At 57.0% G+C, this 12,946-nt stretch carries 13 protein-coding genes, 1 tRNA gene and 1 riboswitch; of the genes, 9 read left to right on the top strand and 5 right to left on the bottom strand.

From position 1 onward, the window contains the following. Window positions 1-54: 54 nt before the first annotated feature. Window positions 55-150, top strand: a tRNA-Sec gene (locus H9646_RS01435). Between the two features lie 109 nt (window positions 151-259). Here the strand turns inward: H9646_RS01435 and H9646_RS01430 are convergent. Next, window positions 260-472, bottom strand: coding sequence for a hypothetical protein (locus H9646_RS01430; RefSeq protein WP_191721545.1), 213 nt, complete (start codon window positions 470-472; stop codon window positions 260-262). 149 nt (window positions 473-621) lie between these two features. Here H9646_RS01430 and H9646_RS01425 point away from each other — a divergent pair, with 149 nt between their 5' ends. From H9646_RS01425 to H9646_RS01415, 3 genes are all read left to right on the top strand, one after another. Beyond that, window positions 622-1,023: a DUF4406 domain-containing protein gene (locus H9646_RS01425; protein ID WP_318244896.1), complete on the top strand. Its 402-nt coding sequence runs from the start codon at window positions 622-624 to the stop codon at window positions 1,021-1,023. Window positions 1,024-1,031: 8 nt separating this feature from the next. Next, window positions 1,032-1,241, top strand: a complete 210-nt coding sequence (locus H9646_RS01420; protein WP_191721543.1) for a helix-turn-helix transcriptional regulator — start codon at window positions 1,032-1,034, stop codon at window positions 1,239-1,241. A gap of 550 nt (window positions 1,242-1,791) precedes the next feature. After that, window positions 1,792-2,223 (top strand): N-acetyltransferase, encoded by a 432-nt coding sequence (locus H9646_RS01415; RefSeq protein ID WP_191721542.1) that lies wholly within the window; start codon window positions 1,792-1,794, stop codon window positions 2,221-2,223. Between the two features lie 162 nt (window positions 2,224-2,385). Here the strand turns inward: H9646_RS01415 and H9646_RS01410 are convergent, their stop codons facing one another. The 3 genes from H9646_RS01410 to H9646_RS01400 form a co-directional block, all read right to left on the bottom strand. Further along, window positions 2,386-2,814, bottom strand: coding sequence for a bleomycin resistance protein (locus H9646_RS01410; RefSeq protein WP_191721541.1), 429 nt, complete (start codon window positions 2,812-2,814; stop codon window positions 2,386-2,388). A gap of 126 nt (window positions 2,815-2,940) precedes the next feature. Then, a complete protein-coding gene (locus H9646_RS01405; protein ID WP_191721540.1) occupies window positions 2,941-3,420 on the bottom strand; it encodes a GNAT family N-acetyltransferase in 480 nt (159 codons plus the stop codon). 241 nt (window positions 3,421-3,661) lie between these two features. Further along, the gene (locus H9646_RS01400; protein WP_191721539.1) at window positions 3,662-4,396 is read right to left on the bottom strand and encodes a hypothetical protein; all 735 of its coding nucleotides are present in this window, start codon (window positions 4,394-4,396) and stop codon (window positions 3,662-3,664) included. Window positions 4,397-5,130: 734 nt separating this feature from the next. Continuing rightward, window positions 5,131-5,377, top strand: a riboswitch (cobalamin riboswitch). 153 nt (window positions 5,378-5,530) lie between these two features. Here H9646_RS01400 and H9646_RS01395 point away from each other — a divergent pair. From H9646_RS01395 to H9646_RS01375, 5 genes are read left to right on the top strand one after another with little or no spacing between them, the layout of a single operon-like run. After that, the gene (locus H9646_RS01395; protein WP_191721538.1) at window positions 5,531-7,675 is read left to right on the top strand and encodes a TonB-dependent receptor; all 2,145 of its coding nucleotides are present in this window, start codon (window positions 5,531-5,533) and stop codon (window positions 7,673-7,675) included. Between the two features lie 59 nt (window positions 7,676-7,734). Next, complete coding sequence (locus H9646_RS01390; protein ID WP_191721537.1) at window positions 7,735-8,763, top strand: ABC transporter substrate-binding protein; 1,029 nt, start codon at window positions 7,735-7,737, stop codon at window positions 8,761-8,763. Continuing rightward, window positions 8,760-9,845: a FecCD family ABC transporter permease gene (locus tag H9646_RS01385; protein WP_191721536.1), complete on the top strand. Its 1,086-nt coding sequence runs from the start codon at window positions 8,760-8,762 to the stop codon at window positions 9,843-9,845. The genes H9646_RS01390 and H9646_RS01385 overlap by 4 nt, the downstream gene beginning before the upstream one ends. Next, window positions 9,842-10,636, top strand: a complete 795-nt coding sequence (locus tag H9646_RS01380) for an ABC transporter ATP-binding protein (RefSeq protein WP_191721535.1) — start codon at window positions 9,842-9,844, stop codon at window positions 10,634-10,636. The genes H9646_RS01385 and H9646_RS01380 overlap by 4 nt, the downstream gene beginning before the upstream one ends. Next, window positions 10,633-11,487 (top strand): (2Fe-2S) ferredoxin domain-containing protein, encoded by an 855-nt coding sequence (locus H9646_RS01375; RefSeq protein WP_191721534.1) that lies wholly within the window; start codon window positions 10,633-10,635, stop codon window positions 11,485-11,487. The genes H9646_RS01380 and H9646_RS01375 overlap by 4 nt, the downstream gene beginning before the upstream one ends. 132 nt (window positions 11,488-11,619) lie before the next feature. On the opposite strand, the gene fabF is transcribed toward H9646_RS01375, so the two are convergent. Next, complete coding sequence (gene fabF, locus H9646_RS01370) at window positions 11,620-12,882, bottom strand: beta-ketoacyl-ACP synthase II (protein WP_191721533.1); 1,263 nt, start codon at window positions 12,880-12,882, stop codon at window positions 11,620-11,622. Between the last annotated feature and the right edge of the window lie 64 nt (window positions 12,883-12,946).

Below are 12,946 nucleotides of genomic sequence, written 5' to 3'. Positions count from 1 at the left end.
TGCACTTGCGGCAAACGACACCCACTGCGCGCTACAATCTGCAACTTCTTCTAAGGAAGGCAATCGTGCCCGGTGGTGCGGCCGGGCTTCAAACCCGGTGAGGGGTGTCAGTCACTCCTGGGTTGGTTCGACTCCAGCTGTCTTCCGCCAAATTCAGGGTTCAACGCAACCCATAAAAGCCCCGAAAGGGGCTTTTTCATTAGGGCGACTGCTCACCTATTGGTTTTTAACGGTCAGCTACTGACCACTAATATCAACTTCAATTGGCCTTCTGAGTGAGCTTTTCCAGCCTCTCCTGACCACCGAGCTGATTGCGCTCAGGCTGCGCCTTGGGGCCAGCGTCAATCTTTGGGTTCAGGTCGCTTTCCTTGCCCGTCTCGCTGTACTTGTGCACTCGGGCCAGACGCTCAATCTGGCGGCCCAGCAGGTCAATTTCCTTGAAATCACCACTGGTCTTGTTGTCCTTATTCATCAAGGTTCACACGCACATTTCCAGCGTGCCCTCAACCCGGTCTACCGGCTGGCGCATGGCCACCCGCTTGATCGTGGATGAGTGCCAGCGCTTTGGTGACTTTGTCTCTAGCAAAAAATAGAACTCCACTGCATCAGCACCATGCAGATGTGGCTGATGCATGGGTGCCCCAGCGCATCTACATTGCTGGCCCCATGACGGGCCTGCCAGATAACAACTACCCCGCCTTTCACGACGCTGCAGCACGCTTACGGAAAAGGGCTTGGCATGTAGAAAACCCCGCCGAGAACCCCGTACCGGACGTAAACGATAACTGCAGTTGGACCGCATACATGCGCATGGGCGTCAGCCAGCTCATGACCTGTCACGCCATCTACCTGCTGCCCGGCTGGCAACAGCCCACGGGAGCCAGCCTGGAATACATGGTGGCCAAGCAGCTGGGGTTGGCGGTTTATGAGCACGTAAAACAAGACGACGTGCTGCAAGAACAGTTGCAGCAACTGGCAAGCAAGCCATCGCTACGCCCCGAACAACCACCCATTCCCGCATGAGCACCACAATGGCAAAAACTCAAATCCTTATCTATCGCCGCACCACGCTGCTTGAAAAGCTGGGCATCTCAAAATCAACGCTGCGTAACTGGATGCTGAACGAAGGCTTCCCGCCCCCCATCCAGCTGGGCCCCCGCGCAGTTGGCTGGAAGGCCGACAACGTGGACGAGTGGCTGGAAAGCCGCCCCACTGTCGCGCTGGTTGAAGCCCTGAATTGAACTCAGATTTGGATTCCACAAAACAAAAAGCCCGGTGATCAAAGCTCACCGGGCTTTTTTATTAAGAACCATCATTACCTTTGACTGCAAACGAACTAGTGGGTGCAGCGCATAACCAACCTAAGATGGATCATTGAATGGGTTTTTCGGGAGACTTCACCGTATGAAGACTGTGCAACTCATAGTTCTAGTGGTTGTCGTTGGCGCGATTTTTCTTGTTGTGAACGGACTATTTTCTGCGTTTGCTTTACTTGAGCTGGCCTGGTCGACGGTTCTCAGTTTTGTAAATCTCTTTTGAAGTTGAACTGCAAAGCTGCTTATCTACCGAAGCCACTGTTATGGGCCGGTATCAACCTACTGGCAAGGCCTGCTTGCGACTCTTAACGGTCTTTCAGATCCGGTCCGCAAAGCCGTCATCTGATGATTCACGAGGCTAACTGCATTGTCCAAATCCATGCAAAAGCTATAGTGTTTAAAACGAATTAGCTCGCGAGATTGAAGCAGCTTCTGCTCATGCCGAACGTTAGGCATTGCAACTCAAACAATTTGAATGATTCGAAATTTTTCACAAACAGACATTGACATGTTGCTTGACGTGTGGCTTTCTGCATCAATCAAGGCACATGATTTCGTTGCTTCAGAATTCTGGGATTCGCAACTGAAAAGTATGCGCAACACCTACATCCCGGCGTCTGAAGTCTATGTGTATGAGAAAGGCCAAACGGTGATCGGCTTTTATGCACTTGTTGGAGATACGCTGGCTGCCATTTTTGTTGCTCCTGATCTTCAAGGTGCTGGTGTCGGAAAGTGTCTCATCGCCCACGCAAAGTCCATACGCCACACCCTCAGCCTGTCTGTTTACAAAGCGAACTTGGCAAGCGTTGCGTTCTACCAATCTCAAGGCTTTGAAATCACCGGGGAGGGCTTGGATGAGGCCACCGGCCAAGATGAGTACACCATGCGGTGGACTCCTAACCACTGACTCCAACCGACACCGCTTTGCAGCGCAGCTTAATTTAGGCCTTGGGTGACCGCTTCTTGATACCTCCATAATGGCCGAAAGCAGCGGCAGAACACAACCCAAAGCCGCTCTCTGTGAACCAATGAGCACGTATTGCCTGCGCGCGCGCAGCGGCCTTGCACGTTAAAGGTTAGAAGCTGGCCGTTTCCCCAGCGACTGGATACAGCGGATGAGGTAACCATCTGGGTCAGCAACAATGCATTGTTTCTGACCTACCTCCTCAGTCCCTCGGCGATACCAGCGCTCTTCTTCAGGCAAAAAAAGGTCTATGCCATTTTTGTTGCAGCGAGAAATTACCGCGTCCAGAGATGGAACCTGAATTTGGAAGTTGACCCCCCGCCCAAATGGTTGTTCCAAACTAGCGCTGACCCAATCGTCACCCGTATTGCTTCGCTGCTCAAGCATGATTTGGGCGCTACCCAATGTTAAGTAAGAAAAATCATCTTCTGGGCGGTCATACCAAACAGAAAACCCCACTACCCCGCACCAAAATTTCAGGCTGGCTTGCAGGTCGCTCACAATCAATTCAGGTACTAGTGCAGAAAATTCCATGGCCGTTTCTTCGTATTTGCGGAACTGTTTTTCGCAAGTGCGGATTGTAAGCAGGGGATTTTGTAGAAATATTGATCGGCTGCTTTGGTCGTTCTATGACCGTCGCAATTCGACCCTAAGCGGAAGTTAGTCAATTTTGCACTGCGCTAGTTTTTTGCGCATCAATGCATTTTGAAGTGTTACGCCACGACGAATTGGGAACCCTCGCTTCACCACTTGAAAGCCATGTCGCAAAAAGAAAGGCTCTGCAGTCTTGCTCACATCAGACGTCATCTCGGCAATGCCAAGCAGTTGGGCTTCTTTTTGAATATGTTTCATCAACAGGGTTCCGACACCTTGTCGCGCATAGGGGCCAGAGATGAAGAAATGGTCTATGTAACCATTGGGCTGAATGTCTGCGTACCCCACAATTTCTTCCTCATGTTCGACGACAAACGGGAGAAGAGCTCTCATATGCCCAGCCCAAAGCTCGGGGTCGATATCTGCTGGTGCCCATGCATCTACCTGCTCTGGTGTGTAGTCCTGCGAAGCGGTGTCATGCACAGCAGAATAAAAGACGCAAAAGAGCGCCGACTCATCACCATTTCTAAATCTTCGAATGTTCATAAATTTTTAAGTGCCCAGCAATTTAGGACTACTTTTTACCATCAGCGCTGAAGTAAAAATGTCTGCTTCTGGCCGGTTGCGGCTGTCGCAAATCGACCCGTTGCAGTCTGTCACAGTCAAGAAAAACAGACGTTCAACGTTGTAGTTATCTTTCATCAGTGGAGTGTGATGAGTCGTACCCTACAGTCGCTGCCTGACCGGTCACCCGCAACGCCGTCATTGCAGGAGGGCGATCCGATTGCTAGTCTCGTGCAAGCATCTCGCTGTACCACGCGTTCATGCCTTGTTCCATCCCGTCGTCGTCGCTGCCTCGCCAATAAAAACCGGAGTCTTCTCTGCACGCTTTGGCTGCTGCTTTTTGTTCTGCGGTGCGTCGATCCCTTTCGCCAACTGAAACAAAGAAGCGATCGTAGTTGCCTTCATTGCGCTCAAACGCCTCGGCAAACCGGATGGCTCCTTCGTACAAATTAAACGTTGTGTGGGCTAGGAAATGCTGCACAAATCTGCCTTCAGTTTTAGCAACTGACGCTTTGCTGAAGGCAACAGGAAGGGCTTGCAAGTCGGGGAGCACCTGAAAGTCGACGCCATGCCTGCGGACCAATATTCGAGCGGTCTGAATCTCGTTGTTGAAAGCGAGGACCATACGGTACGTGACCAACGAATGGTATGGAGTCCATCCACGCTCGCGCAATCTCGCAATAAGCATCTCTCCTGAGACTATGCCGACAGAGCGTGGAGTCCCCGGAGCGAGTTGAACTCCGCGACTTGTTATTTCGCCTTCGCCTACCTTGCAAACTAAACTGGCATTGCAGTCCCAGTCTAAATACTTGACGGTTGAAACTCTCCCTATTTCAAACCGGTTTCCGATCAATTCGACAATCACGGCATCTTCGGGCTTGATGTCTGTTCGGAGGCAACAAACCGGATATTCTTTGGACGTGCCGGGAAGGCGGACAAAGGCGACGATATAGCTCATTTTTGTGATGAATTTCCGATGCCAATTACATCTTACTCGACCCATTGGTCCTCATCGAACGCCGTCACCAAACGCGCGTGAAGCCCAGTCCTATAGGGGCCAGGGAGGATGTCAGTTTGAAGTACAACGAATGGGCGCACCAAAGATTTCCGACGGAATAGCTAGCAAATCCGAAGCTTAGGCGTGCCTTGGTGCAAAGTCCTGCAAAGGCTCTCGTGCGTACGACAGGTTTCGGCGCAAGCTGTCTGTGGATAGAGTTGCCGGGAATGTCGGCAACCAGCCTAAACCTGCTCCCTACGGTTATGACCCCAAGGACTGCGACTGGCCGAATGCAGCCGTCCGCATCACCTGCGTCCTAAAAGAATTGGTCTGTAGGAAGGCCTATAGATTTCACAAATCACGTCGCAAGGCGCATGACATATAGGCTCGGGGCGGAAGCTCCTTTCCGCCAAATTCAGGGTTCAAAGCAACCCATAAAAGTCCCGAAAGGGGCTTTTTCATTGCTGAAATTGCTTGGTGCACCGTTTTTCCGATCACCTGCCGTTCGCTGCTAGCACCGGCAATCAACATACACGTCGCTTGCGCACGCCTGCCCCTTCGAAAAAGACGATGCACGCTTTGCCAAAGCGCCAGCTGTTCAATGGCGCTGCCGCTCGGTGCGGAGATTTGCCACGATATACTGCGCAGCTTATTGAATGAAGATGCTGTGCACAACTGATGTGCACCATGTTTTTATTCAATTTCGTACAACAGGTGCTCGGGTTCACTCCCGGGTTAAACGGGAACAGGGTGCAATGCCCTGGCTGCCCCCGCAACGGTAAACAGATAAATCCGACTCGAGGCTCTTGCATGCAGTGCAATGGCCAGCCACTGATGTTTTACGTGGCCTCAACATGAGGTGCGCGGCAACATTGGGAAGGCGAGCGGCAAGCCCAAAGCCATCTGTGAGCCCGGATACCGGCCTGTTTGAACGCTGTGCAACATGGGGTTCACCCCTTTTTCGCCAGCATTTGCAACGACCGTCTGCGGGGAGCAGCGTGATGGCAACAAGCTAGTGGCAGGACCAGATACCGGCCCACAACCCTAGCGAGATCTCATCAGCAGCAGGCAGGCGGTCAGCATTCTCTGATCACCATGAATCATTTCAAATTGCCTGCCGTTCTGATCGGCTTGGTGCCCGCCTCTATGGCTATCGCTGCTGAGCCTGCTGCTGTGCATATCGGCATTGAGCAGACGCAGGAGGCCATACCTTCCAGCACTTATGCACTGCCTGTACTGCCAACAGTTGAGGTGATGGGCAATGTCGGCCTGGGCCTGTCGCAAGCCAGCACCTCCGGCAGCCGCACTGGCATTGCCACGCGCGACTTGCCAGCCAGCCTGGACTATGTGGACGAACAAACCTGGCAAGAGCGTGGCGACAGCCGCATGGCCGACATCATTGGCCGCACCGTAGGCATGACGCCGCTGTCGGCCACCAGTTACAACAGCCTGTCTTTCAGCACACGGGGCTTTACTGGTACCAATTCCGTGGGGATTGCCGAAGACGGCGTGCGACTGGGCGTAGCCTCCTCAACAACACCCTACCCGGCAAACAGCTGGGGCTATGAACGTGTAGAAGTGCTGCGCGGCCCGGCTTCGATTGTCTATGGCACGGGAACCGTTGGCGCCACGGCCAATGTGGTGCGCAAGCAGCCCACACGAGAGACGGTGCGTGAAGTGCTGGTGGGCGCAGGCTCACATGGCTCAAGCAAGCTGGGACTGGGCATGGGCGGTGCGCTCAGTGACACGCTGAGCTACCGTCTTGATGCCTACGGCCACTACACCAATGGTGAATTCGATATGGCCCGCGCCAGCGGTGGCAAGCTGATGAGCACCCTGCGCTGGCAGCCCACGGCTGCGCTGCGCTTTGAACTGCTTGCCGATGTGAGCGACGAAAAACCCGCACGCTACTTTGGCACGCCCACCGTCAATGGCTCCATCGTGCCCGAACTGCTGGGCCGCAACTTCAATACGGACGACAGCGATATCCGTATCAAGGACAAGCGCGTTCGCGCCCGCGCGCAGTACCAGGTCAACGACCAGCTGAGTCTGAGCAACGAGCTGTACCACTTCAAGGCTGACCGCTACTGGCGCAATATCGAAGCCTATCGATACGATCCTGCAGCCCAGACCATCACACGCGGCGACTATATCGAGCTGACACACGACCTGGAGCAGACCGGCAACCGTCTGGAAACCAAACTCAAGGCCGGGGCTCACCAGCTGGTAGTGGGCTGGGAGGTGACGCGGGCTAAATTCGGCTATGCCTCCTCGGGCTTTAACTACTCCACCACGTTGCCTGTGGATGCCCACTATCAAGGCTGGGACAACACCACAAGCTCGATCCCACGATTTACTACTCAGGCAACCACCCATAATTTCTACGCTGAAGACGCCTGGTCAATCAATGATCGCTGGCTGCTGCTGGCAGGCATCCGCCGCGATATGACGGACTTCGAGCGAACGGACCTGATTGGGACCAGCTCGTTTGAAAAGAGCCTGACCGGCACGGCATGGCGGCTGGGGCTGTCGCACAAGCTGAGCACCAAGACCAGTCTGTATGGACAAATATCGCAAGGGCATGACCCGGTCACCAACGTCCTGACGTTGAACCTTGGCAACAAGCCCTTCAAGCTGACCACAGCGCGCCAGATTGAATTGGGGCTGAAGCAGCAATTTGCACAGGGCGAGTGGACTGCAGCGGTCTATCGCATCGAGAAAAAAGACATCATCACCCGCGACCCGAACAACAGCCAGCTGTCCGTGCAAGGTGGCAAGCAAAGCTCTCAGGGTCTGGAGCTGAGCACGGTGCTGCGCCTGTCACCCAACTGGCGACTGGAAGGCAATTACGCTTTTGTGGATGCCCAGTACGACAAGCTGATCGAAGCAGGCGGCGTGGACCGCTCAGGCAAGCGCCCCACCAATGTGGCACGCAACACCGCCAATCTGTGGGCGCACTACACCACGCACAGCAGCTTGGGGCGTTTGCAGGCATCGCTGGGCGCACGCGCCGTGGGCAGCCGCTTTGCAGACAACGCCAACACAGCCCGTAGCGCTGGCTACACCGTGTGGGATGCTGCCCTGAGCTGGCGCCCCCTGCCGCGCAGCACCTATCGACTGACGGTGCGCAACCTGACCGACAAGCTCTACACCTACTCCGCCATCTCCAGCGCCAAGGCGGCTCAGGCCTACCCGGGCGAAGGTCGCCGCGTAGATCTGACGGCTGAGTTTTCTTTCTAACGCCATTTAAAAAATAGCTACCAGCGCATGTATTTCATTGCATTCAAATACATATCACTATGAAATTCAATAAATACGTGCGCTATATGCTCATGTTTTTAAAGCTATCGACGATCACAGTCATGGCTGGCATTGCACTCAGTGGCTGCTCTGACCAAAGCACACAGAGCCAGGCACCGGGCAAGGCCGCTCTGGCGCCCAGAACCATTGAAGTCTGCGGCCAGCCAGTGATCTTCGATCAGGTGCCCCAGCGCGCTGTGGTCCATGGCATCAACCTCATCGAGATGTTTTTGGCGCTAAAGCTGCAAGACAGTCTGGTGGGCTATGGCGGCCTGCGTGATATCAGGCGTTTACCCGCCCCCATGCAACCACTGCTGGCCCGGGTGCCTGACTTGTCAAGCCAGGGCATGAATCTGGAGACCTTGCTGAACGCTCAGCCAGACTTTGTTTTCAGCGGCTGGTCTTACGGGTTCAGGCAGGGGCAGATTACGCCAGCCAGCCTCAATGAGCTGGGCATTGCCAGCTACGTGCTCAGCGAATCGTGCATCCGCCAGGTAGCCCGTGAGCGCGTGTCACTGGAGGACACCTTCAACGACCTGCTCAATCTGGGACGGATCTTTGGCATCGAAGCACGGGCTGAAACACTGGTCAATGCTCAGCGGGCCCAGCTCAGCGACATCACCACTGCGCTCCAAGGCGTGACGCACAAGCCCAAGGTGTTTGTGTTTGACAGCGGTACTGACATTCCCGTCACCACAGGCCGCTATGCCATGCCACAGGCCATGATTGAAGCGGCTGCGGCCAGCAACATTTTTGATGACCTGAGCAGCAGCTGGATGCGCGGCAACTGGGAAGATGTGATTGCGCGCAACCCGGACTGGATTGTCATCGTCGACAACGATCAGCCGACACCAGACGGCAAGCGCCAGTTTTTGCTCAGCAAGCCTGAACTGGCAGATGTCACCGCCATACGCGAGCAAAATTTTGTACTGATGGATTTCTCTGAAGCCACGCCCGGCCCACGCAACGTCGAGGCAACGCGCAGGCTGGCCCACGCGCTGCACCCCCAGCTAGTCACCCTGCCATGAAGACATCCACCACCGTGGCCTTTGCGCTGCAACGTCGCCAGCTGACGCTATGGCTGGCAGCCCTGCTGGCTGTGTTGCTGGTGTCGCTCACACTGGCCATCACGCTGGGGCCCGTGCGCATTGCGCCACAGCAAGCCTGGCTGATTTCTGCACATGAGATCGGCACCCGGCTGGGCATGGATCTGCAGCCCGGCAACTGGAGCACGGCGCAATTTCAAATTGTCTGGCGCGTGCGCATGCCGCGCGTACTGCTGGCGGCGCTTGCTGGCGCAGGGCTGGCGCTGGTGGGTGTGGCCATGCAGGCCATGGTGCGCAATCCGCTGGCCGACCCGTATTTGCTGGGCGTGTCGTCGGGCGCATCGGTGGGTGCGGTCAGTGTGCTTGCCTTTGGTGCATTTGCTTTTGCGGGTGAACTGGCCTTACCGCTGGGCGCTTTTGGCGGCGCATTGATCGCCTGCGTGAGCGTGTATTTGCTGGCCTACGCCAATGGGCGCTTGCAAGCATCGCGCCTGATCTTGGGCGGCGTTGCCATTGCGTATTGTCTGGGCGGCGTCACCAGCCTCATCGTTCTGACAGCCGATCAGCGTGAGCTGGCCAACTCGGTACTGACCTGGACGCTGGGCAGCCTGGCCGGCACCCGCTGGGATGAGCTGGGTCTGCCTGCTGCGCTGCTGGTGGTGGGCGCCGCTTTGCTGCTGACGCAGGCACGTGCGCTCAACGCCCTGCTGTCGGGCGAAGAAAGCGCCGCCACGCTGGGCGTGGATACCACGCGCACACGGCGCTGGCTGTTTGTACTGGTCTCGCTGGTCACCGGCGTGCTGGTGGCGTTGACCGGTCCGATTGGTTTTGTGGGCCTGATCGTGCCCCATGTCACCCGCATGCTGGTGGGGGCCGAGCACCGGCGCGTGCTGCCTGTGGCTGCACTGGTAGGGGCGATTTTTCTGATCTGGGTGGATGTGGTTTCACGCATTGCATTTGCACCGGCAGAAGTGCCAGTCGGCGTCATCACCTCGTTGCTCGGTGGCCCTTTCTTTGTCTGGATGCTGTGCCGCAAGAACGCACGTGAAAGATTGTCTGTATGAGCGGCCCATCACACAGCGCGCACCTGCAGGCCCGGAACCTGAGCTGGCAAGCCGCTGCAGCTCGCATCGTGCACGATGTCAGCCTGCATGTGACGCCGGGTGAGCTGGTTGGCCTGCTGGGCCCTAATGGCAGCGGCAAATCTACCCTGCTGCGCATGATCTACCGCATCTTGAAACCGGCCAGCGGCAGCGTGCAAGTCAACGAGCGCAATGTCTGGCACACCAGTGCACGCGAGAATGCCCGCGCCATGGCTGTACTGGCACAGGAAAACGCCAGCGAGTTTGAGCTGCGCGTGCGCGATGTGGTGCTGATGGGTCGTACCCCCCACCAGTCCCCGTTCGCACGTGATGGTGAAGAAGACTTTCGCATCGTTGCACAGGCGCTGCAGCGGGTGGATGCGCAGGCTTTATCAGAGCGCATGTTCTCCACCCTTTCCGGCGGTGAAAAGCAGCGTGTACTCATGGCCCGCGCCCTGGCACAGCAAGCGCCGTTATTGATTTTGGACGAGCCCACCAACCACCTGGATGTGCGCCACCAGTTCGAGTTGATGAACCTGATCCGAAGCCTGGGCATGACAGCGCTGGCTGCACTGCACGAGCTGCCCCTGGCCGCACATTACTGTGACCGGCTGTACCTGCTCAAGGATGGCGCTGTAGTCGCTCAAGGCACGCCGGCACATGTGCTGACGCCCGAGATCATTGCCGATGTGTATGGCGTGCGTGCGCTGGTGCGTACCAGCCCGCGAAGTGGCAAGCCCTTGATTGAATTTCTGCCGGATAACTTGCTATGACCTGCACCCCCTTGCCCCCCAGTACCAGTGCCGCGGCGGGCTGCAGAGCATCACTGGCCATCGTTCTTCTCAGCCGGGGTGCTGGCTACGCCAGCGGTGAGAGCGAACTGACTGCACTGGCCCAGCACTTGCATGCCACGCTGGTGGCACGGGGGCTGCCACTCTTGTCGGTGCAGCCCGCGTTTGTGGACCGTTTTCAGCCCGCGCTGCCCCAAGCACTGGACCTGTGTGCCGCGGCGCAAACCATCGTCATCTTGCCGGTGATGGTGCCTGACGAGCCATCGCTGCGCCGCTGGCTGCACAAATTGATCATGCGATGGCGTGCTGACCGTATTGGCCGTATTGACCGTACTGATAGCGGCCCACACAGCCAACGCTTGATCTTTGCCGCCCCCCTGGTGCAGACACCGCAGCTGGCCGATGTACTGGCCGCAACGGTACAAGACGCGTTAGCGCAGCCCGATACACACGATGTGCCTGCCGTGGTGGGTGAGGACGACTGGGAGCACGACCCCAAGGGCTGGTCCATAGTGCCCGAGCACCAGCACCATGTGCTGTGGTGCACAGGCCCGCGCTGTACCGCCAAGGGTGCCGTGCAGCTGTGGCCACATTTGGCCCGCACAGTGCGCGAGAACCCGGTCCTGAAGAAAAAGGTCATGCTGCTGCAAACCAGTTGCCAGTACCCCTGCAACCACGGTCCCTTGATGATTGTTTACCCCGGTGGCCAGTGGTACGGCCCCATGGACTCAAGCAATATTGAACCGGTGCTGACCCAGCATGTACTGCACGAGCAAGTCAGTGAAGATTTATGCATCCAGGGGTCGCACACCTTGGCTCGCCAGAGTTCTTAGCGCCGCTCAGGCCACCTGCGTGGCTGCACAAGGCATGGGCAGACAAACCACCGCCTCCATCGAGTGGAATGCGGATTCAACGCAGCGGCAGTGTCGCGTCAAATAACCGCAAGGCCAGCCCAGTGCTCAAGCTCAATAACGCTTGAGTATCAGCGAGGCATTCACCCCGCCAAAGCCAAAACCGTTGAGCATGGCGTGCTCAATTTTCTGCGCTCTGGCACCACCTGTGACCAGATCAAGGCCCGCAGCCAATGGGTCCGGATTTTCAAGATTGAGCACAGGCGGTACCAGCTGATCACGCAAGGCCAGCACTGTAAAAATAGCCGCTGCGCCACCTGCAGCACCCAGCATGTGGCCTAACGCTGATTTGGTCGCCGTGATGGATGGCCGGCCGGCACCAAACACTCGGCCAATAGCGGCCAGCTCCCCGCGGTCGCCCACGGGGGTCGAGGTGGCGTGTGCGTTCAAATGCTGCACCTGTGAAGGCTGCAGCTGCGCCTGTCGCAGGGCCATCTGCATGGACCGTGCGGCCCCTGATCCGTCCTCAGGGCCTGACGTGACATGGTGCGCATCAGCCGATGTGCCATAGCCAATCACCTCCGCCAGCGGGGTTGCACCCCTGCGCAGCGCATGATCGAGTGACTCCAGCACCAAAAGCCCTGCCCCTTCAGCCATCACAAAACCATCGCGAGCCAGATCAAAGGGCCGAGACGCTTGTGCGGGATGGTCGTTGAAATGGGTTGACAGTGCTTTGGCTGCCGCAAAACTGCCCAGGGCCACGCGATCGATCGTGGCCTCGCTGCCGCCGCACAAGGCAATGTCGGCTTCATCGTTGCTGATCAGACGTGCCGCATCGCCTATGGCCTGAATGCTGGCGGCACATGCCGTCACAGGTGCGCCCAGCGGGCCCTTGAATTGATGCCGTATGGACACCTGCCCTGCTGCCAGATTGGCCAGAAATGCGGGAACCGTGAACGGTGACAGGCGCTGAGGGCCTTTGGCATCGGTGGTACGAACCGCCTCTGCAATCGTGCTAAAGCCCCCGACACCCGAGCCAATGACAGTGGCCGAGCGCTCTTGCTGCTGCGCTGTCTGAGGGCTCCATTGCGCTTGCGCGATGGCCTGGTCTGCAGCGCCTAGCGCAAATGCAATGAAACGATCCATGCGCCGCAGCTCTTTGGCTGCAATGACTGCCTCAGGATTCCACCCAGCCTCAGCATCTTCATCCAGCCCGGGCACACGCCCCGCAACGGCAACACCCGTGCCTGCGCCCAGTAAAGGATCCAGGGTACGCACACCCGACTGGCCTGCCAGCAGCCGCTTCCATGCCAGCTCCACATTGCAGCCCAAAGGAGATACCAGCCCCATGCCCGTAATGACAACACGCCTGTTCATACTGCGCCTTTCGCCTGTCTTGCCAGGCACGTCTCGTGTGCCCGGTCTTATTGATGATGGCAAT

Source organism: Comamonas avium (assembly GCF_014836675.1).
Classification (GTDB): domain Bacteria; phylum Pseudomonadota; class Gammaproteobacteria; order Burkholderiales; family Burkholderiaceae_C; genus Comamonas; species Comamonas avium.
This window is presented reverse-complemented; position numbering and strand designations above follow the sequence as displayed.